Annotated in this window: 18 protein-coding genes and 1 pseudogene; 11 read left to right on the top strand and 8 right to left on the bottom strand. The window is 32.6% G+C overall.

Annotation, left to right across the window (positions count from 1 at the left end; genetic code table 11):
- Positions 1–158 precede the first annotated feature (158 nt).
- Positions 159–1,433, bottom strand: a complete 1,275-nt coding sequence (locus tag ACIP9C_RS14980; RefSeq protein ID WP_401011872.1) for an MFS transporter — start codon at positions 1,431–1,433, stop codon at positions 159–161.
- A 2-nt stretch (positions 1,434–1,435) separates the two neighbouring features.
- Entirely contained in the window at positions 1,436–3,916 is a 2,481-nt protein-coding gene (locus tag ACIP9C_RS14975; RefSeq protein ID WP_401011870.1) for a class III lanthionine synthetase LanKC N-terminal domain-containing protein, read from the bottom strand.
- A 388-nt stretch (positions 3,917–4,304) separates the two neighbouring features.
- On the opposite strand from ACIP9C_RS14975, the gene ACIP9C_RS14970 reads away from it, so the two are divergent.
- Positions 4,305–5,585 carry a helix-turn-helix domain-containing protein gene (locus tag ACIP9C_RS14970; RefSeq protein ID WP_401011868.1) on the top strand — a complete coding sequence of 427 codons (1,281 nt, stop codon included), beginning with the start codon at positions 4,305–4,307 and terminating at the stop codon, positions 5,583–5,585.
- A 190-nt stretch (positions 5,586–5,775) separates the two neighbouring features.
- On the opposite strand, the gene ACIP9C_RS14965 is transcribed toward ACIP9C_RS14970, so the two are convergent.
- A complete protein-coding gene (locus ACIP9C_RS14965) occupies positions 5,776–6,693 on the bottom strand; it encodes an alpha/beta hydrolase (protein WP_401011866.1) in 918 nt (305 codons plus the stop codon).
- 173 nt (positions 6,694–6,866) lie between these two features.
- On the opposite strand from ACIP9C_RS14965, the gene ACIP9C_RS14960 reads away from it, so the two are divergent.
- The gene (locus tag ACIP9C_RS14960; protein ID WP_401011864.1) at positions 6,867–7,346 is read left to right on the top strand and encodes a dihydrofolate reductase; all 480 of its coding nucleotides are present in this window, start codon (positions 6,867–6,869) and stop codon (positions 7,344–7,346) included.
- A gap of 135 nt (positions 7,347–7,481) precedes the next feature.
- Here ACIP9C_RS14960 and trhA read toward each other — a convergent pair whose 3' ends face one another.
- Positions 7,482–8,117: a PAQR family membrane homeostasis protein TrhA gene (trhA, locus tag ACIP9C_RS14955; RefSeq protein WP_401011862.1), complete on the bottom strand. Its 636-nt coding sequence runs from the start codon at positions 8,115–8,117 to the stop codon at positions 7,482–7,484.
- 266 nt (positions 8,118–8,383) lie between these two features.
- Here trhA and ACIP9C_RS14950 point away from each other — a divergent pair, with 266 nt between their 5' ends.
- The 5 genes from ACIP9C_RS14950 to msrB all read left to right on the top strand — a co-directional run bounded on the left by ACIP9C_RS14950 (position 8,384) and on the right by msrB (position 11,899).
- Positions 8,384–9,226: a DegV family protein gene (locus ACIP9C_RS14950; RefSeq protein ID WP_401011860.1), complete on the top strand. Its 843-nt coding sequence runs from the start codon at positions 8,384–8,386 to the stop codon at positions 9,224–9,226.
- 188 nt (positions 9,227–9,414) lie between these two features.
- Positions 9,415–10,344: a GDSL-type esterase/lipase family protein gene (locus ACIP9C_RS14945; RefSeq protein ID WP_401011858.1), complete on the top strand. Its 930-nt coding sequence runs from the start codon at positions 9,415–9,417 to the stop codon at positions 10,342–10,344.
- A 4-nt stretch (positions 10,345–10,348) separates the two neighbouring features.
- Positions 10,349–10,930, top strand: a complete 582-nt coding sequence (locus ACIP9C_RS14940) for a YpmS family protein (protein ID WP_401011856.1) — start codon at positions 10,349–10,351, stop codon at positions 10,928–10,930.
- Between the two features lie 13 nt (positions 10,931–10,943).
- Positions 10,944–11,474: a peptide-methionine (S)-S-oxide reductase MsrA gene (msrA, locus tag ACIP9C_RS14935; protein ID WP_401011854.1), complete on the top strand. Its 531-nt coding sequence runs from the start codon at positions 10,944–10,946 to the stop codon at positions 11,472–11,474.
- Positions 11,471–11,899, top strand: coding sequence for a peptide-methionine (R)-S-oxide reductase MsrB (msrB, locus tag ACIP9C_RS14930; RefSeq protein ID WP_401011853.1), 429 nt, complete (start codon positions 11,471–11,473; stop codon positions 11,897–11,899). Before msrA ends, msrB begins: the two co-directional genes overlap by 4 nt.
- A gap of 232 nt (positions 11,900–12,131) precedes the next feature.
- Here msrB and ACIP9C_RS14925 read toward each other — a convergent pair whose 3' ends face one another.
- Positions 12,132–13,973: a methyl-accepting chemotaxis protein gene (locus ACIP9C_RS14925; RefSeq protein ID WP_401011851.1), complete on the bottom strand. Its 1,842-nt coding sequence runs from the start codon at positions 13,971–13,973 to the stop codon at positions 12,132–12,134.
- Between the two features lie 273 nt (positions 13,974–14,246).
- Here ACIP9C_RS14925 and ACIP9C_RS14920 point away from each other — a divergent pair, with 273 nt between their 5' ends.
- On the top strand, positions 14,247–14,468 hold the full coding sequence (locus ACIP9C_RS14920) for a YozE family protein (protein WP_401011849.1): 222 nt from the start codon (positions 14,247–14,249) through the stop codon (positions 14,466–14,468).
- Positions 14,469–14,584: 116 nt separating this feature from the next.
- Entirely contained in the window at positions 14,585–15,292 is a 708-nt protein-coding gene (gene deoD, locus ACIP9C_RS14915; RefSeq protein ID WP_172771600.1) for a purine-nucleoside phosphorylase, read from the top strand.
- Positions 15,293–15,410: 118 nt separating this feature from the next.
- Here deoD and ACIP9C_RS14910 read toward each other — a convergent pair.
- Positions 15,411–15,848: pseudogene (locus ACIP9C_RS14910) on the bottom strand (tyrosine-type recombinase/integrase); the annotation flags it as partial.
- A 483-nt stretch (positions 15,849–16,331) separates the two neighbouring features.
- Between ACIP9C_RS14910 and ACIP9C_RS14905 the strand changes: the two are divergent.
- Both ACIP9C_RS14905 and ACIP9C_RS14900 read left to right on the top strand, forming a co-directional pair.
- Positions 16,332–16,505, top strand: coding sequence for a hypothetical protein (locus ACIP9C_RS14905; protein ID WP_401011847.1), 174 nt, complete (start codon positions 16,332–16,334; stop codon positions 16,503–16,505).
- 365 nt (positions 16,506–16,870) lie between these two features.
- Entirely contained in the window at positions 16,871–17,329 is a 459-nt protein-coding gene (locus ACIP9C_RS14900) for a DnaD domain protein (protein WP_401011845.1), read from the top strand.
- Positions 17,330–17,615: 286 nt separating this feature from the next.
- Here ACIP9C_RS14900 and ACIP9C_RS14895 read toward each other — a convergent pair whose 3' ends face one another.
- Both ACIP9C_RS14895 and ACIP9C_RS14890 read right to left on the bottom strand, forming a co-directional pair.
- Entirely contained in the window at positions 17,616–18,089 is a 474-nt protein-coding gene (locus tag ACIP9C_RS14895) for a hypothetical protein (RefSeq protein ID WP_401011843.1), read from the bottom strand.
- A gap of 364 nt (positions 18,090–18,453) precedes the next feature.
- On the bottom strand, positions 18,454–19,296 hold the full coding sequence (locus tag ACIP9C_RS14890) for a DUF3888 domain-containing protein (RefSeq protein ID WP_401011841.1): 843 nt from the start codon (positions 19,294–19,296) through the stop codon (positions 18,454–18,456).
- Positions 19,297–19,549: the final 253 nt, after the last annotated feature.

The raw sequence follows: 19,549 nt of genomic DNA, 5'->3' as shown, positions 1-19,549 counted from the left end.
TCCTACTGAAAAAATACAGAAGGATTAGAAATCTTAATCGAATAAGCCTATAAGATATAAACATGAATAAGTTGACTAATCCTAGTTTTGATCTCTTTCTCTATTTTGGATACAAATAAAGGGGAGTCCAGATAAGATTGATAAAGTTGATATTTAATTTAAAGTTTTTCAGGAATTGTAGAATATTTTTTACTTAGTATAATAGAAAAAAATAATAATATAAAAGAAATTATTAATAAAATGAACCATGAAAATTCAACTGATACAGTATTTGCCATTAATAAAAAAATTGCACTTCCTATAGGTACTGTGATCTGTATAATGGAATAAAAAATACTAGTTACTGAACTTAAAGAGTTTTCAGGAGTAATTATCATTATAAAAGAATCAATCCTAGGATTTGATAAACCTAAAAAGTAACCAGATAAAAAGGTAAGTAGAAATAATATATACTTATCTTGAATATATATTATATTAAGAATTATCCCGCATGTTAAAAAGATTTCCATTATTAGATTAGACTCTATAGATTTATTTCTAAAATAGCCCAAGGGTATTAGTGCACCTATGATTAATCCCAAACTTTCTATAGTTCCAAATAAAGCAATTGTCAATCCAAATGAACTGAATTGTAGATGTTCATATTTGTTGAATGTCAGGGGAATTAAAGAAAACTGTGCAGAACTAATTAGATTCATTATAGAAAATACAATAGTAAAATGGAATATTTGACGAATGGAATTCAAAATTTTTAAATTATTTAAGGAGTCTATATAAAACTGTTTAATCATTTTTATATAGATTTTATTTTCACATTTTTCTTTCTTTACAACCTCAACAACCTCATAAAAATTTTTTCGATTTACCCAAAATAAAATACAAGATAGTGAGAAGAAAAACGCGTTTAATAACCCAAACAATGTGTAGTTATAATTTAATAGAATGATTAAAGTTGCACCAAATAATTTTCCAGTCAAATCTATTATATTCATAACACCAGTTTGAAAGGATCTAGCAGACGTCAAATACTTTTGCTCAACAATATTTTTAGTAATAGGTAAGGTTAGGTAGGTAGTATAAGTACCTGATAAGTCACTAAGCAAATTAATTAAAAGCACAATCCCGAAAACTAGCCAACTTTGAGAAAAACCTACTATTAGCGCAAAAATAAAATAAAGTGAAGCTTGAAAAGCTCTTATCTTAATAAACATCTTGATTCTGTCTCTAGTTTTATCTGCAACATATCCTAATAAAAAATCTGATAAATAAGGTAATGTAGAAATAAATGTAACAGCACTGATTGCTAATTCGGGATTAGGAAAAGATTTTGCATATATGATAAAGACAATATCAAATAGAGTTATTCCAATGACACTTAATATATTTGATGTTAAAAGATACCTGAAATTTCTGTTTTTTATGAATATATTCATTGTTACATATCCTTTTTGAAAGATTCCAAAATCCTATATTGTACATAGGCGATCCCAGCATTACCAGATTTAAAGTCGAAAGTAAAATTATTATATGTTCTATTTGGGATATATGCGCAGAAGTGTTTATCAATATTAAAGGTATCGACATTTAATAAAATAGACATAGCTTCATCTAACAAAGTATTTAAAGAGAAAGCTTTACCCACTTTGAAAATCGTATAGGCAATTCCTGTTAACCCATCAATAAAACCAGGGTATTGAGCCCACTTCTCTTTTAATAAGCTTTTAACACAGGGGAATATATATTTGTCTTTAAGTTCAGTTTTGATAGTATCATCTAAGTCATCCATTAAATATAATTCTAATGTTACATAAAGAAATCCAGACAGCCCGTCCATTAGATATGGTGAGGATGTATTGCTTCCAATAGTAATTGGAAAATATAGTGTTTCATTGGGTTCCAATTTAATAATACAGTCTTTTATTTTATTAATAATGGACAAGGAGCTATTTAAATTCTTTTTATTTTTATTCCTGTTATAAAGTAATAACTTAAAATAAGCTAGTCCAAGATAGCCATCAATTAGACCTAAATTTTCTCCCTTATTAAAGAGTAAAAGTTTATCATTTATTTTTTTATCTATTAGGCTTAAATAAATTTCTATTTCAAAGATTTCCTTTTTAGGATCACAAAGCATTAAAATTATCCCAAATCCTGTTATCCCGTTTGAAATGCTTAAATCAGTAGAATTTCTTAACCAATTTATGATGTCTAAATCAAGTGTTTTTTTTGCAAAAAACTCTTTTTTAAAATGAGGATTTAATAAGAATCCTAGGTTACTATTATTTACACCCCCTAAAGCTATATCATTTGGTAATATTAGGTCATGTTTGTTAATTCCAGCAACCAACGTTGGAATGTAGAAACCGGATAAAATATTAAAAAAAGAGGTATTAGGAGGTGAAAGGTGATACTCATTGAAATATTTATCATATACAAATTGAATAGTGTTTAAATTCTTTAAGTATGAATTTTTTATTTTTTCTAGTAAAATTTCTCTTCTTGGAGTAGGTTCTTTCCTTAAACTTTCCATATAATTAACATTATTAAGTAATGTAAACAGCTCTTCTTTCCAACCTTCATTTTGGTTAATTAATAGATTTATTATTTTAGATACAGATATTGGAACTTTATTATCTTTACAATATAAATTAAATTGTTTCAATGAGGATGCTCCACTTAAATCAATATAGTTTAATCTATTAGATGGGAAAATAAAGTTCATTAGTAAATAACCTAATTTTTGATAATCAGATTCGAATGCGGTTAAATTAGCGAGAGTATTATTATAATAACCTTCTGTAGCTCCCAATTTAAAATGAGGAGGAGAATAGTCATTATAAATATAAGATGAACCAAAATCACAAATCCAAACATAAGGTTTTGTTTTTCTACATAACATAAAATTATTTGGACTTATATCGTTTAAAATAACATTCTTTTGGTGTATTTTTTTTAATAATATAATAGACTCCTTAATAATTTTATGAATGGTTATATCTTTATTAAGTGTGACATCAGCTCTTATTTCAGTAAAGGTAACCCCATCAATAAATTCTTGTATAACAAAAAAGTTTTCCCATTCAATAAATTTACTATATATTCTTGGTATACCTGGAATTCCTTTTAGTATATCTAATATTCTAATTTCATTTTTCAAGTCATCAATGGCTGTTCCCCATATACCTGTAACATATGGCCTAGCTTCTTTTAGGATTGCTTTTTTTTCATTATAGATTGAAAAGTATACATTCCCTGATGCTGATTGATGAATTATTCTTTTTGGAAAAATGATTTTATCAATGTATTTATTTTCTTGTTCAATGGAGTTTTCATTTAGAAATGGTTCTTCTTCAAATGAAGGAACAGAATAAAAACGACGTTCATCTAAAATTTTATCTCCATTAGGGGCAATTAAGTAATCGCTATCAGATCCGATTACTCCATATCTATAATAAATATTCGAATTTTTATAGCGTTTATCAGATAATACATATGGACCTTTGAAGTTTTCTAATAGTTTGTATAATGAATGTATAATGTATTTAAATTGACTTTTATCGATGGGATAGATAGTAATAAATTTGCCTATCTGTAATGGAGAATTTTCGCCAGATATACAGTAAAAGAATTCAGATTTATTATAAATAAACTTGAAGCTAATGTTATTATCTATACAAAATTTGTAAACAATATCTAAGACTTGTTGATAATTTAATTTTGTACATGAAATATGAACTTTCCACCCCTGTCTTGGTAAGATAGATTTTTTGTAAATATATAAATGAAATATTGAAAAAAAGTTTTCTTCAAAATTTGCAACATTTTTAATCATTAATGTGGGAATTATATTTTCTTTTAATTTTAACTGGTGCATCTTACTACCGTATAGAAAATCTTCTACTTGTAATTTATCCATCATTTAATACTCCTTCAGTCAAAAAAATTATTTAAATTCTGGAATAAATCAAAAAATATCAGTATGATTGTTTACATTAATCATACTGATATTTTAGTTTGGTGAAAATTCGTATATGAGAATTTTCTGGTTCTCAGTAATTATAATGTTGTTTTAGTTGATTTTTCTATGCATTTTGTAGATTTAGCCATTCGCACATTTTTTTCTGTCTTCTCAGCCGGTAATCGTAGTAATTCTAATACTTTGTTCATAATATCACCTCCTATCTTTGTAATTATTATATTAATTAGCAAATTAAAATACCATTTAACAATTAAGAAAGTAAATGGGCATTAAAGAGTGTATTTTTATAAAAATTACATAAAAAAATAAAAAGGGGAGATTTTATATGAAAAAAAGGGATTATAATTTTGGCCCTCTGATTAAAATTACTAGACGGAGATTAGGATATACACAAGAGGAAATTTGTGATGGTATATGTACTCCATCTTATTTAAGTAGAATTGAAAATTGTCATGTAATTCCGAGTGAAGAAACGTATAAATTAATATTAGAGCGGTTAAATCTGGATTACGATAAGTTTATTGAAGATCTAAATAATTTAGACGACAATTTAGAAACTATTTATTCAAAACTTCTTTCAAAAAAAGAAGATATTAAGGATTATGATTTGAGAATTTTCGAAAATTCATATTTGTATTTAGGTAATAATGATTTATATATAAAATCAAGGCTTATAAATTGCAAATATTTACTTTCTTTACAAAAATATTTAGAAGCAGAGGATATTATTAATCAACTAAGTGTAATATATAACTCATTTTCTAATAGAAATAAGTTTATTTATTTAAATGTTGCAATATCACTTTATTATCTTACAAACCAAACAAACAAAGCCTTAAACTTAATAATAAATAATAAAAATAATTTTAATATTCAAGGGAGTGATTTCGAAGTAGCGTGTTTCCGCTTTAACGTTGCATTAATTTTATGTAAAGAATACAGGCATTTCGAGTCAATTGATTATTGTCAAAATGCACTAGAATATTTCAAAACGGTATATCTCCCGAACTTTTCTTTTAAATGTCACATCTTATTAGCGATAGCTAAAAATAATCTAGCTCAATATAATTTAGCACGAACTCATTTTAATATATGTTTCAATATATTGGAAAATTCTGAAAAAATGAATCGCCCTGAGAATTATAATATGGTCTATTCAAATTTGGGGTGTTGTTTTGAGAGGGAGGGTAATTTAGAAAAAGCAATTTATAACTATAAACTTGCGTTAAGTTATAAAAAAGAAGGAGGTGATTATATTAATATCATACGTTGTACATATAAGAAGGGGGATCTAGGGGAAGCTATAGAGTATTTAAACCATGTAAATAATATTCATGAAGAACTTCCACTTAAATTACAATATCAACGGGATATTTTTTCGTTTATTTTATTAGGGCAATTAAATAGTAAAGTAGCTAATAGTTTTAGTGATTTAGAAGAAACATGCTTGAAATATTTTGAAAAAAATAAATTATATAATTTATTAATTTTTTATACAAAATTATTCGCAGACTTTTATAAAAACATTAAGTTGTATAAAAAATCATGTGAACTATATGAGTTTGCTTTAGAAACCAGTGAAAATATAAGAAAAGGAACAAACTAACGATTGTTTAATATACAACGAAACGCCATTGTAACAGTATTTTGCTTATTATTTTAGCAAAAAAATGTCTAATATATTATTTTTCAAAGGCATTGGCTGTTAGCGACCAATGCCTTACTTTGTGTCATGTTGTCATCCTTTAAAAAACATTTTGCTCTATTATCGCATTGTTTAGTAGCATTACACAAACTTATTTCACGAATGTCGCAATTTTTTCAACTGTTTCAATTGTAGCAGCTTCGAAAAACTCCATTTTACTGAAATAACTATGAATCAAACCCCCCATTTTGACATGTTCCACATACACGCCTGCTTCAGATAATTTTTGAGCGTAAGCAAGTCCTTCGTCATAAAGTACATCTGCTTCAGCAGCGATAATTATTGTTTTTGGAAGTACGCCAAAATTTTCAATTTGCAAAGGTGAAACGAGTGGGTTTTTAAAGTGACTCGGTTTTGTATAATGCTCAGCAAACCATTGCATCCCTTGCTTATCTAAACCAAAATGTTCTCCGTAAGCACTATAAGAAGCGGTCGTAAAATCAAGGTTTACTACAGGGTAAATAAGTGCTTGTGAAGTAATAGTTGGACCATCAAATATCGCTGCTAAGTAAGAAACTACCGTTGCGAGGTTACCACCAGCACTATCACCAGCGACCGTTATTCGCGTGTTATCACCACCGAAAGACGCAATATTGTCAAATACCCACAGTAACCCATCATATGCGTCGTTTAGTGGGATAGGGAAGGGGTATTCAGGTGCCAAGCGGTAATCTACAGATACAACGATAGCTTGCGCTTTATCAGCTAATAACTGACAACCGGCATCTGAGGACTCTAAATCGCCAAATACCCATCCACCACCATGATAATAAATGATAACTGGTAAATTTTTTGCGTGTTCAGGAATGTAAAGGCGAATATTAATCTCTTGTCCATCGCGCATAGGTATTTTTCGATCCTCAATCGATGCGAGGTGAGGCATATGGCCAGATTGCCAAGTTGGAACTGCGCGCATAACTCTTGCTTCCTGTGGTGTCATTTCATAATAATGTGGTTTTAAATCCGTAGCTTGAATATAGCAAACGGCCTCTTTTGTTAAATGTGTCATAACATCATCCTTTAGTAATTTTTATTGTTATCCCTTATTATAAACTATTCTTATAAATTTACTATGATTTAACATTGAAGAAGAAATTTATTTTCATAATGAGCAGAAATATTCCGATAGTAAAGTAAAATTATGTTTATAATAGGATGAATGATATAACTTGGAGGGTAATTATGATTTCATTAATAGTAGCGCATGATAATAATAATGTCATTGGATATGAAAACGGTATGCCATGGCATTTACCTGGTGATTTACAATATTTTAAGGAAAAAACAATGGGCAAACCAATGATAATGGGACGTAAAACATTTGAATCGATTGGCAGACCGCTACCAGGGCGACGCAACATTGTCATTACACGTGATGCCAACTATCGTGCTGATGGGGCTGAAATAGTGACTAGTCTCGACGAAGCACTGTCATTAGCGGGTGATGTACCTGAAATCATGATCATCGGTGGCGAACAAATTTTTAGACTATCAATGGACATAACAGATCGAATATATGCTACAAAAATTAATCATTCCTTTAAAGGGGATACATTTTTCCCAGAATATGAAGATGACTTTGTGCTATTCTCGTCACAACAACCAGTAACAGCACCAGAAGGTTACACATTTCAATATCAAATTTTTGAACGCAGAAAATAAATGTATTTTGAGGCGTTTGCCACATAGTGGACGTTGTTTGAAGCTGTAGTCTAAATTATAAGAAAAAGCACACGGACTTATGCCGTAGTGCTTTTCTTGTTTAAGATACATATTTTTATTTGAAAAACTTCATTATTATAAATAAAGATACACACAGGCATACATTGAACCACATCCAGCTAACACAAAAAGATGCCAAATTGTATGATTATAAGGGAGGCTGCGCCAAGCATAAAAAATAGCGCCAAATGTATAGAAAAGACCACCAGCTAATAAAAAAGCAAAGCCGTTACTTCCTAAGAAAAAATAAATAGGCTTAATGGCAAAGATAATAAGCCAGCCCATACCAATATAGAAAATAAGGGATAGTATTTCAAAACGGTTAATAAAAAAGCATTTAAAAACAACGCCTAGTAAGGCAAGTACCCAAATGATACTTAATAAAGTAATCCCTAATGTGCCACCGATAGCGATCAATAAAAACGGTGTATAGGTACCGGCAATTAAAATGTATATAGAAGAATGGTCAAGAATAGCGAAAAAATATTTGTATTTTTCAGGCATGCTGTGGAGTAATGTTGACATAAGAAACAAGATGATGACAGAAGCACCAAAAATACTAAAAGTTGTAATATACAATGCACTCCCGTTTTGGACGGCAGTTAATATTAAAATAACAAGTGCTGGAATACTTGCAAGTAAGCCTATACCGTGAGTAATGGCATTCCACAATTCTTCCTTCCATGTTTTATAGTCAAATGAATCCACCATTATAAACACTCCCTTCGTTGTATATTTACTATAGCCCAATAATGTGCGTCTTACTATTTACATTTGTCACATATTTACTTATCTAAAATGTCATGTCGAATTTTAGAGGAAATTGTTAGACAAATTTATTGAAAAAAGGCTATAGTAGCGAAGGAAGTGGAAATGAAAAAGACTTGAAATAGACACTTGAGATGACAAATGTCATGTTTACATATGGAAACATTAGTCTATATAATAATTTCAATGATGTTAAAGGATGTGTCAAAGTGGGACGAATTCATATTGTAACGGACTCTACTTGTGATTTAACAAAAGAAGAAGTAGAGCAACACGGTATACATATAGTACCGTTAACAATTCAAATTGATGGGAAAACATATATAGATGGTGTAGATTTAGATCCACAACCTTTTTTAGGCTTGATGAAAAATGCTAAAGAATTGCCGAAAAGTTCGCAACCTGCACCAGGGAAATTCAAAGAACTATATGACGAGCTTGGCAAAGATGGCGACCAAATACTTTCTATTCATATGACTGGTGGAATGAGTGGAACAGTGGAATCTGCTCGACAGGCTGCACAAATGACGGATGCAGATGTAACGGTCATTGATTCTCGTTTTATCGCAATTGGTCTTGCTATTCAATTAAGAGAAGCTATTAAAATGCGCGATGCCGGAGCGAGTGTTGAAGAAATCGTCACACGTTTAGACAAGGTGCGTGACAATACACATTTATATGTAATCGTTGACACACTTGAAAATTTAATTAAAGGCGGTCGAATTGGTAAAGGGACAGGATTTATTGGTTCTTTACTAAATATTAAAGTCATTGCGAACCTTGAGGGTGGAGCATATAACCCTGTGTCAAAAGTTCGTAGTCATAAACAGGTTGTGAACTACTTATTCAAACAATTCCAAGCGGATACTGCTGGTAAAACAGTTAAGGCTGTAGGTATTTCACATGCTGACGGTTTGACAACAATGGGGGCTCCATTAAAAGAGCTAGTTGAAGGAACAGGCTTCAATGATGTTGAAATCGCTTTTACGTCACCGATTATTTCTACACATACTGGACCAGGTGCAATAGGTTTTATATATTTTTCAGAATAATTGACAAGAGCTGCTACATAAGTAATTGTAGTAGCTTTTTAACGCTTTACGTGGCTAGTTGTAAAAACGTATACAGGTAATGTGATGTTTATGCTTGGATTTTCTTGATAAACTGAAGCATCGTCACTTTTCATTGTAGCGACAACTAATTATAATAGAACTAACAGTAAATGATGGAAGGTGGTCAAATGGGCAGCTGGCGAATTATTTTGTCATGTTTGATCGTCTTAGTACTAAGTGGTTGTGCAATATCAATAGATGAACCGAATGCACCTGCAGATAAAGAAAGTGAGCAGGCAGAGACGGAGCAAGATATGAGACAGGATGAGCAACAAGCAGAAGAGGAGGCAAAACCTTCTAGTAATGTATTGACGCAAATTTTTGAACATTTTTTTGAACCTTCAGAGGAAGATTTACGGCAAATTGATGATGATAACGCAAAACAACTACATTACTTGGCACTTGGAGATTCACTAACAGATGGTGTCGGGGATGAGTATGGTCAAGACGGTTATGTTGGAAGATTAGCAGATTCGATGCTAGCGTGGACTTCGATTTCAGAAGTGGATGTTGATAATCGAGGAAAAAGGGGAAGACGGAGTGATCAGCTATTAAAATTAATAAAAAAAGGGCATTATGATGAAGAGTTGCAACAAGCACAGCTTATTTCATTAACTATGGGTGGAAATGATGTAATGAAAGTAGTCAAACAGGATCTGTTTAATTTAAAACGAGATGCGTTTGATAAGGAATTATTAACCTATGAGGATCGTTACGGTAAAATTATTGCTAATATAAGGGCAAAAAATCCAACCGTGCCTTTATTACTTATTGGATTTTATAATCCTTTTTCCATTGTCACAAATGAGGCAAATGAATTTGATACAATTATTACAGAATGGAATAATGTCATTAAAAAAATAGCAAGTAAAGATTCAAATGCTTGTTATGTCTCAGTTGAAGACTTGTTCGATTCGAATCAAGAACTGGTCTATCATACAGATTTTTTCCATCCTAATGCAAAAGGCTATGATAAAATGACTGAGCGAATATTAGAAGCAATGGAGCAATGTAAATTGGAACAAAAAATTAATAAGGAAATAGGCTTCGAGGAGTGACTAAATGAATAAATGGAAATTCGCATTTTTTGCGTTAGCAGGTATGGTTCTTCTTTCAATCCTCCTCGTCGTTTATTTAGCAACGAAACCAGTAGATGGATATGATATAACAAAGAGCTCAGACAGTGATACTGAAATAACAGGAAATGTACTAGTTGTCCAAACGACTACGAAAGAGTTAGAGTCAATTACGAAAAAATATTTAAAAGACAGTGCAAAAGGCTCTCCACTCCCATTGGATTTTTCCATTGGGGATGATATTGAATTACGAAGTAAATTAACTGTTTTTTATACAGAAATCCCGATTTCAATGAATTTTGAGCCTATTGTCGATGATAAGGGTAATATTATTTTAAAGCAAACAGGGATGAATGTGGGGTTATTAAATATTCCACCGGAGACGACAATGAAAATTATGAGAGATTCGGTGGATTTCCCTTCGTGGATTACTGTTAATCCGAATAAGGCTGAAATTTATATTGACTTATCGCGAGTGAATATTGCATCAGGATCTCGTGTACGTGCGAAGGAATTAGACTTACCAAACGATAAAATCTTACTAGAAATCATCGTCCCTGGAGAATAAGGAGTGAATATAAATGGCAATGAAAAAAGCAACATTTGCAGGTGGCTGTTTTTGGTGTATGGTCAAGCCATTCGATGAAACACCTGGCATTGAAGCTATAGTTTCTGGTTACACTGGTGGACATGTTGAAAATCCAACATATGAACAAGTCTGTTCGGAAACGACAGGCCACGTAGAAGCGGTTCAAATTACGTTTGATGATGATATCTATTCATACGAGCAATTATTAGCTACATTTTGGACTTTAATTGATCCGACTGATGCAGGTGGACAATTTTATGATCGTGGACAATCCTACACTACTGCCATTTTCTATCATGATGAAGAACAACATGAATTAGCTGAACGTTCAAAGGCAGATCTACAGGCATCAGGTAAATTTGATAAGCCAATTGCTGTGAAAATTTTACCTGCAAGTACATTTTATGCTGCTGAGGACTACCATCAATTTTATTATAAAAAAAACCCAATGCATTATGAACGCTATGCAGTGGGATCTGGGCGAAAAGCATTTCAAGAACTACACTGGGGGCATAGAAAATGAATAAAGAACAACGTTTAAAAGAACTAACAGATATCCAGTACTATGTAACTCAGGAAAATGGTACTGAGGCACCGTTTCGCAATGAATATGATCAGCATTTTGAAGAAGGCATTTATGTAGATATCGTTTCAGGCAAGCCATTATTTAGCTCGCACGATAAATTCAACTCAGGCTGTGGCTGGCCAGCTTTCGCAAAGCCGATTGCACAAGAACAAGTTACGGAGCATTTTGATACATCACATGGCATGCGCCGTGTTGAAGTACGAAGCAAGGACGCTGATTCTCATTTAGGACATGTCTTCCCAGATGGTCCAGCAGAGTTAGGCGGCTTACGTTATTGTATCAACTCAGCATCACTTCGTTTTATCCCGAAAGCTGATTTAGAAAAAGAAGGCTACGCTGAATATTTATCATTATTTAAATAAGGAAAATGAGTACGTAAGCGAGTTTATGTAAAACTTGGTAAATAGCCAATAGAAGCCCGCGAATCGACGGTAAACTATCGGAAAGGCTTGCGTAGTGGACAACGATCAATGCAAAAAAGTGTTAGATTGACTACAATCAATCTAATACTTTTTCTTATTTGTCCCAACCTCGTTTTGAAGAGAAATTTTGCAAACAAAAAAGAATGCCTCTGCGGAGACATTCTTTTTTTTGTTAAATTTTAAACGCACCGACGACATTGCGTAAACTATCTGCTTGATGGGCTAGTTCTGTAGCGGCAGCATTAATTTCCTGCATGGATGCAGAACCTTGTGTAGCAGCAGCAGCAGACATCACCGTATTAGAAGCGGTTTGTTCAGCATAAGCGTTAATATGCACAAAATCATTTGCTACAGCATTACTATAATCAAGTGTTTGCGCTATTTTATCAACCATTGTCGCAATAATTGTAGTCGTTTCTTTCGTTTGCATTAGAATGTTAGACAATGACTGGTTTGTTTCATTCGTCACTTCGACTCCTCGAATAACTGATGTTACACCTTCATGATTTTGTGTAATAATTGATGCGACTTCATCTTGGATGGATGTCACAATCGTTGTTACTTCTTTAGCAGCAGTTTGTGATTGCTCAGCGAGCTTGCGCACTTCATCTGCTACAACAGCAAAGCCACGGCCATGCTCACCAGCACGTGCAGCTTCAATTGCGGCATTCAATGCAAGTAAATTTGTTTGCTCTGAGATGGCTGTAATGGTACCAATTATCGATGTTATATCTGCTGATTTTCGACCAAGTGCCTCAACTGTTGTAGAGGTAGAAGCAATCGTTTCTTCAATAGATTGCATAACTAATGTAGATTGATGAACGGATCGACTACCTTCATCAGCGGCTTGTTGCATGGCCAATGATGCCCGTTGAACAGCATTCGCCTGTTCATTTAATTGATGCATAGAATGATCTAAATCACTCATTTTTTGTTGGGCACTATTCATACTATTGATTGTATTTTCACTATCACTTGCTATATCTGCACTTGCATCCGCTATATTTTGGATTGTACGGGCATTATCATCTGCTAACGTCATCAACTCCTGGCTACTGCTTGAGACGTGATCAGCGAGTTCGCTAACACGTTTAATAAGGTTTGATATTGAAATGATGAGGGTATTCGTAGAGTTAGCAATAATAGAAAATTCATCGTTATTACGTACATGGACACGTCTTGTTAAATCACCACCAGCTTGGGCAATATCAAGTATAGAGTGGTTAATAGCGCGCGTATTGTTTTTCAACGATTTAAATAACATAATGCCAAAAATAACGATTGCTATAAGACCGATAATTGAAATAATTAAAAAAGTACTGTTTGACAAAGTTACCTGCTTGTTCAACATATTAAGTTTTGCTTTATTGGATTTATCCATTACGTTGTTGATAGATTCAATATTTTGATCAATATGCAATTTCATCGTTTCGCCGGTACCTTCGATCATTAGCTTTCGAGCTTGTTCAAGTCCAAGCTCATCACGCATCGTCATGACTTTTTTCGAGTACTCTAGGTAGTTTTTATAATATTGACCGATTGCTTGTATATGTCCAAGCTCAACTTCGCGGTCTGCGAATTTTTCTTGTAACGCAGCTATTTTTTTATTGATAGAATCGATTTTCATTTTGTAAGAAGTAGAATAGCTACCATTTCCTGTAATGATGTAGGCTTGTTCTAAGTTAGTTAATCTAGCAATTTCATAGGCTAGCTGATTAACGGTAAGTTGCTCCTGCACATTCTTCTCAGTAAAATCTTTCATTTGCTGTTGAAGATTCGTTATATTGTTGTACGACAATATACCCATTGCGGCGGTAATAAAAATAAGAAGAGAGAAAATAATAAGTACTTTGCCGCGAATTAAATGATAAAAACGTTGTCGTTTTTCTGTAGTAGGAGGGAGATTATGCCTACTAACGTTAGAATCAATAGCTTTCTTTCTTTTAAAAAAGCTAGAATCTAAGAGAGACGGGCGTTTTCTCGTTGGTTTACTTGATTTTTTCTTGTTTTTCATCGCCATCACCTTCCTAATTTTTGCAGTATTGTCTACAATTCTATCGTATAATACTAAAAAATTCTATCTTAAATTCACAAAATTTTCATTTTTCAGATAAAAAGCGTAATATTTTTGCATGACAAAAGTCTAATAAGGTGAAAAAGACTTTTCGCATTTTGCTTACTAGGAAAAATTACTTAAATAAAAATGTGGTCCATTTTATGACGAAATGTATTTTTTTTGATAAACTAGCGGAAAGTAAAAATGACAAGAGGAGGGCACTTTTCAGTTATGAAAAAGAGCTTTTATTTATATGTACTAACATTTCGTGGAGGGGATTGGTCGGATGCTAAAGTTCGCTTTGCCGAAGAAGTATTTAATGAACATAACTTTCCTAAACAAAGCATAGATTTTGATGAGCTATCTACATATATCGAAACATATGCAACAGATAACTTAACGACAGAAGTATTTGATGAATTATGGGATTTATATATCGAACAAGGTAGATAATATCGGAATACTCTAATTATTCTTTCTTTTAGAGTTGCTAGACGTCTAGCATTGCGTAAATACGTGAAACAAAGTATTATTTATAATGATAACTGACAGAAAAGAGGGATTGCAGTATGAGTATTCATATTAATGCAAAAAAAGGCGAAATCGCTGACACTATTTTACTTCCGGGAGATCCACTACGTGCAAAATACATTGCCGAAACATTTTTAGAAGATGTTACTTGCTATAACGAAGTCCGCAATATGTTTGGTTATACAGGTACGTATAAAGGTAAACGTATTTCTGTACAAGGTACTGGTATGGGTGTGCCTTCCATTTCTATTTACGCAACAGAGTTAATGCAAGAATATGATGTGCAAAAATTAATTCGTGTAGGTACTTGTGGTGCAATTCAAAAAGATGTAAAAGTACGTGACGTTATTTTAGCTCAAGGTGCTACAACTGATTCTCGTATGAATCAAATCATTTGGGGCAACAACATTGACTTTGCGCCAATCGCAAACTTTGACTTATTATTAAAAGCGTATAATGCTGGGAAAGAAGCCGGTTTAAGCCTTCAAGTTGGTAACATCTTTACAGCTGACCTGTTCTACTCAGATGAGCACCAAAATGAAAAGCTAGCTAAATACGGTGTATTAGCTGTTGAAATGGAATCTGCAGCACTTTACACATTAGCAGCGAAATTTGGCCGTCAAGCTCTTTCTGTCTTAACAGTAAGTGACCACATCATTACAGGCGAAGTAACGACTTCTGAAGAACGTCAAACAACATTCAACGACATGATCGTTGTTGCTTTAGAGGCGGCTATTCAAGAGTAGTCATAACAAGGGTTTGAAGTTTGGAATAAATTTCAAAGGGACTAAACTAAAAATTAAATAGATTTTTAATCCTCAATGGGCGACTCGATAAATGAGAGCCTGTTGAGGTTTTTTTTGTTTATAAATAGTTAAAAAGCTCCGTAGCTTCTTTCTTTTGGTCTTGACCAACATGAGAGTACGTATTAAGTGTTTCATGTATTGTAGTATGTCCTAATTGCTCTTGGATGACTTTGATGTTAACGCCTTTAGAAAGCATGTAAGAAGCAAATGTATGTCGCAAGCCATGAAACGTAATTGAAGGTAGAGAATATTGACGTACAATATCTTGCCATTGTTTACTCATGCGATCAGGGTGATTTGGAAAACCATTATCCTTTGAGAACATTAAATAAATAGGCTTTCCGTCTTTATCTAAAATAGGATTGAACCTATCTCCAAGTTTAGATAACTTCTTTTGCTTTATCTCAATGTAAGTTTGTAACTCGTTCATAAGGCTTTCAGGAGCGTATACAAGGCGATTCTCGCCTGTTTTTGTGGAGTCTAAGAAGAATCGCTGTTGCTCCTTATCATACTGTAATGAAAAGGATTAAAGAATTTATTCATAGGCTATAAAATTGAGGTAAATGAGCTTCTTCCTGAAGAACAGTGGGTGGATATGCAACAATTCCTTAAGGCTTTTTCCGATAGATTAATCCAATTGACCTTAGAGAGAGAGAATAACCCTGATTATCAGGTCAATTATGTTGAAAAAAGATTTTATATTTTCAACACTTTATCTTTGCTGAGAGAATTAGGCTATTGAGTAGAAGAGGCATTAATATCGAAATATGAACCTAATGTATCAGATGTTGAAGCTATTCATGATTCTAAAAAGGAATATGCAATGGGGAAAAGTGAGCAGTTTAAGTTGCAATACGCTTTTTCTAATAGAATTAAAGATGAAACACTTCAAACTTGGGGTTTTAGAACGGTGTACCTATAGCATTAAGTTGGAGTGCTTTTAGGTTGGTGAAGTTTTTAATAAGTAGGAGTGATGCATATGTCAGAATATTTTAATTTGCCCCCGATGAAATTTAGTTTGGGTGATAAGGTTCGATTCACAATCAATGGCAATGAAATGATTGGAATAGTTAAAATAGCAGACTATGGCGGTTCGCTTGAACACGATTACCATTCATATGATATTTTCGTTGCTGAAGACAATTGTTTGTAACATATTCCTGAAGAAGTTTGTAGAATTGCTTGCTCCTAACGAGATTGAATCAGTGCTCAGACGATTTGAAAACTAGATTAACGTACACTGGGTTACATAGGCTACTTTCTCAAAGATTGTTGTTTGTTCAACTAACTAACGTTGCAGTTTAGTGGAAGAGCGCTGTTTAACTTTTGTTCAACAATCGGGTCAGGTTGTAGAGGAACACTTTTACGTATTCATGTAGAATATTAGTTGAGATTGTAGAGCGATTAATAAAACAATAATAATTGTAATGATAAACTTCTTAGGGAGATTTTTATTAATAAATGCGTGCTTGCATTTAATTAAAATGACTTTTAAGGATAGGGAAGGAGAGTAAATAAATGAGCAAAGAAGAAGAGCTTATAAAATATTTAGAAGAAACCACGACATGGCAAGTATTAAAAGACATAAACTGTGGGCGAAAACCAAGAGAAGCAGATATAAAACTGATAAACGATATACAAGAGAAAACGGGGCTTCCTACTGGTGTTATTAATGTATTAACGGAATACGTATTTTTATCGTCTAACAATAAGCTAGTCCGTCCATACATGGAAAAGATAGCCGACCATTGGGCTAGTGTTAAGCTTGAAGACACTAAAGGGGCTATGTACTTCGCAAAAAAACATAGTGAAAAGTATAGAGAATGGAATAGGACTACGGATACTCAAAAAATTGAAGCTACACCAGTCGAAAGGGAACGTATAAGGGCGATACAATGGGCAATAGATAGTGGACTAGATAACGAGAAGTTAGGGAAGTTTGTTCGAACTATGTTTAACGAGAGTATCACAGAATGATAGGTGGGGAATATCTATTATTCATATTGTTAAGTAAAAATCATTGACAGTTATTCACCAAAAGGTTAAAGCTAACGACAAGGGTAAATCACAATTAAGTTGGTGTGTTTTTTCTATTTTCACCCTCTAAGAACAGCCCTCGGACGATTTGATAATTGATGCAGTGGTGTTGCAGTTGAACATGACATACAAAACCTATGAGCAACGATCAAAATGGCTTGTGTGAGCTTTACGCACAAGCCATTAAGTGATGTAAGGCTTATTGTTTCGATAACAATATCTCCATTTATATATTTGAAAGTAACCATCTTCTCATGGTTTTTGTTGAATTTGTTTCTTGTGGCATCTTTATAAAAGATTTTGTTAAAGGTTCTTTGTCTGTATCGAAGAAAAGAATCTTTTCATTTGAATCTTTTGCATAATAACAGTATCCCTCATATTCAATATTATCTATAAACACAATAGGATGTTCATGTTGCATTGTGCAAAGTACCATTTCGGCATTTAGATTGCCATAGATAGGTTGAACTTGATGTAAAAAGTCTTTATGTACAGGTATGGCAGGGGGAGGAAAATTAAGTTTTCTTTGTTCATCACCAAAATAACGTTCTTCAATATACACTACATAATAATCACTTTCTCTAAATGACTCTTTCTCACGTTCCTTTAGAAATAAATTAATAAACTTATTCGATAATTTATGCAAATGACGAGAGTGGGGAAGTTTTTCACCAAATAATAATAAAGTTAATTGTTCCATTAAGTGCTCCTAACCGATTTTTTACCTTTTCCTAAATAACTGAAAATCTAAAATTCTTTCAGTATTGAGATTGTAGCACATTAGGAGAAAAGTTAGTATTGTGTGGTAAAAGTGTGCATAACATAGCAGAGTTTGAGTTTATAGTGGAATGGTAAATGTGTAATCCTACAGAAGTGTTCAAAGCGACAGTAGAACCTAGCGTTGAGAGTGGAGTTGAGGAATCATTTATAGAGGTTGTCTACTTGGAGCAACAGAGACATTTGTGGGGCTGTAGGAGCAATTGTGAAAGTATAACAAAAGGACTTGCATAGATGAAGATAGGTCATACATGCAAGTTATACATTATTAATAAAGCCTTACTGAATTAATCAGTAGGCTTAATTTTATTCCATACATACCATGGTATTGTATAATCCATTTTCTTACCTTGTTTACTATTTTTATCTGTTACTATCCAATTACCATCTTTCTTTTGCACTTTATAAATTACATTTGTGCCATCAGACTTTTTATAGAGCATATAACCTGTGTTGTCTTTTATAAAGGTTACAGGGTCAATAACATTTTTGTTGGGTATCTTTCTTTCGGGAAACAATATGTTGGTTACTACTTCTTCTGCAATATTAAAAAGAGATTTAAATTCATTATTTATTTCTGCTTGGTATTGCAATTGATTATATGTGTAAGAAGAGTAAGACCCTAAATCCAAATTAAAAGACTGTTTTATATCTGAAAGTGTTGCTTTATAAAATTCATTTATATCCTTTTCTAATTTTTCACCCTCATGTTGAAAGCTAATGGTTTTAACCCCAAATGGACTTATATTAAAAACCATTGTTTCCTTACCATAAGGCGGGTCATGTGCATGTTCAAATGTTGTGACTTGGACTTTTGCATTAAAATCAAAACTGCCCTCATGCCTTCTGATGATACTCAAAATCTTAGCATCATATAATCCATATTGTTTGGGATACCCATAGTAATTAATAATTTCTTTTTGTATGGAAGGGTATAGTGTTGTAATCAAAGTATCATAAATAAGCTTATAATCAGGCTGTTCACTTTGGGCATCAAGATTTCCTGAAATTAATGTTAACAAAGCATTTTTGTATAAGTCCTCATTCGTGGTTTTTTCCGCAACCACTTGATGGTTATTAATATACATACTAAAAAGAATAAAAGATAATATTAATAGTATTTTCTTCATCAGACACTCCTTAAATAGAGTTTTAATTAATAAGTATTTTCCCCTGAAATCTTTAAATTATTCTTCAACTAAACTGCTTCGTTATTTCAATAACTGATTAATCAGTTGTTTGGTCTAGTCTAATAAATATGCAAATATTGGTTGTGTTGGGGGTGAGGTATAACAAATACACATCGATGTTATATTTTTGATCGATACGATAGGGATAATTATCGATTCAAAATATTTCTTTAAAGTATAAGCAACGATAAGG

Origin of the sequence: Lysinibacillus sp. NPDC093210 (assembly GCF_044753985.1) — a bacterium.
Taxonomy (GTDB): Bacteria; Bacillota; Bacilli; order Bacillales_A; family Planococcaceae; genus Lysinibacillus.
This window is presented reverse-complemented; position numbering and strand designations above follow the sequence as displayed.

Bases quoted from the DNA above. Each gene is read 5' to 3' on its own strand.
- ACIP9C_RS14980 (WP_401011872.1), bottom strand. From the start codon at position 1,433: ATGAATATATTCATAAAAAACAGAAATTTCAGGTATCTTTTAACATCA.
- ACIP9C_RS14975 (WP_401011870.1), bottom strand. From the start codon at position 3,916: ATGGATAAATTACAAGTAGAAGATTTTCTATACGGTAGTAAGATGCAC.
- ACIP9C_RS14970 (WP_401011868.1), top strand. From the start codon at position 4,305: ATGAAAAAAAGGGATTATAATTTTGGCCCTCTGATTAAAATTACTAGA.
- ACIP9C_RS14965 (WP_401011866.1), bottom strand. From the start codon at position 6,693: ATGACACATTTAACAAAAGAGGCCGTTTGCTATATTCAAGCTACGGAT.
- ACIP9C_RS14960 (WP_401011864.1), top strand. From the start codon at position 6,867: ATGATTTCATTAATAGTAGCGCATGATAATAATAATGTCATTGGATAT.
- trhA (WP_401011862.1), bottom strand. From the start codon at position 8,117: ATGGTGGATTCATTTGACTATAAAACATGGAAGGAAGAATTGTGGAAT.
- ACIP9C_RS14945 (WP_401011858.1), top strand. From the start codon at position 9,415: ATGGGCAGCTGGCGAATTATTTTGTCATGTTTGATCGTCTTAGTACTA.
- ACIP9C_RS14940 (WP_401011856.1), top strand. From the start codon at position 10,349: ATGAATAAATGGAAATTCGCATTTTTTGCGTTAGCAGGTATGGTTCTT.
- msrA (WP_401011854.1), top strand. From the start codon at position 10,944: ATGGCAATGAAAAAAGCAACATTTGCAGGTGGCTGTTTTTGGTGTATG.
- msrB (WP_401011853.1), top strand. From the start codon at position 11,471: ATGAATAAAGAACAACGTTTAAAAGAACTAACAGATATCCAGTACTAT.
- ACIP9C_RS14925 (WP_401011851.1), bottom strand. From the start codon at position 13,973: ATGAAAAACAAGAAAAAATCAAGTAAACCAACGAGAAAACGCCCGTCT.
- ACIP9C_RS14920 (WP_401011849.1), top strand. From the start codon at position 14,247: ATGAAAAAGAGCTTTTATTTATATGTACTAACATTTCGTGGAGGGGAT.
- deoD (WP_172771600.1), top strand. From the start codon at position 14,585: ATGAGTATTCATATTAATGCAAAAAAAGGCGAAATCGCTGACACTATT.
- ACIP9C_RS14905 (WP_401011847.1), top strand. From the start codon at position 16,332: ATGTCAGAATATTTTAATTTGCCCCCGATGAAATTTAGTTTGGGTGAT.
- ACIP9C_RS14900 (WP_401011845.1), top strand. From the start codon at position 16,871: ATGAGCAAAGAAGAAGAGCTTATAAAATATTTAGAAGAAACCACGACA.
- ACIP9C_RS14895 (WP_401011843.1), bottom strand. From the start codon at position 18,089: ATGGAACAATTAACTTTATTATTATTTGGTGAAAAACTTCCCCACTCT.
- ACIP9C_RS14890 (WP_401011841.1), bottom strand. From the start codon at position 19,296: ATGAAGAAAATACTATTAATATTATCTTTTATTCTTTTTAGTATGTAT.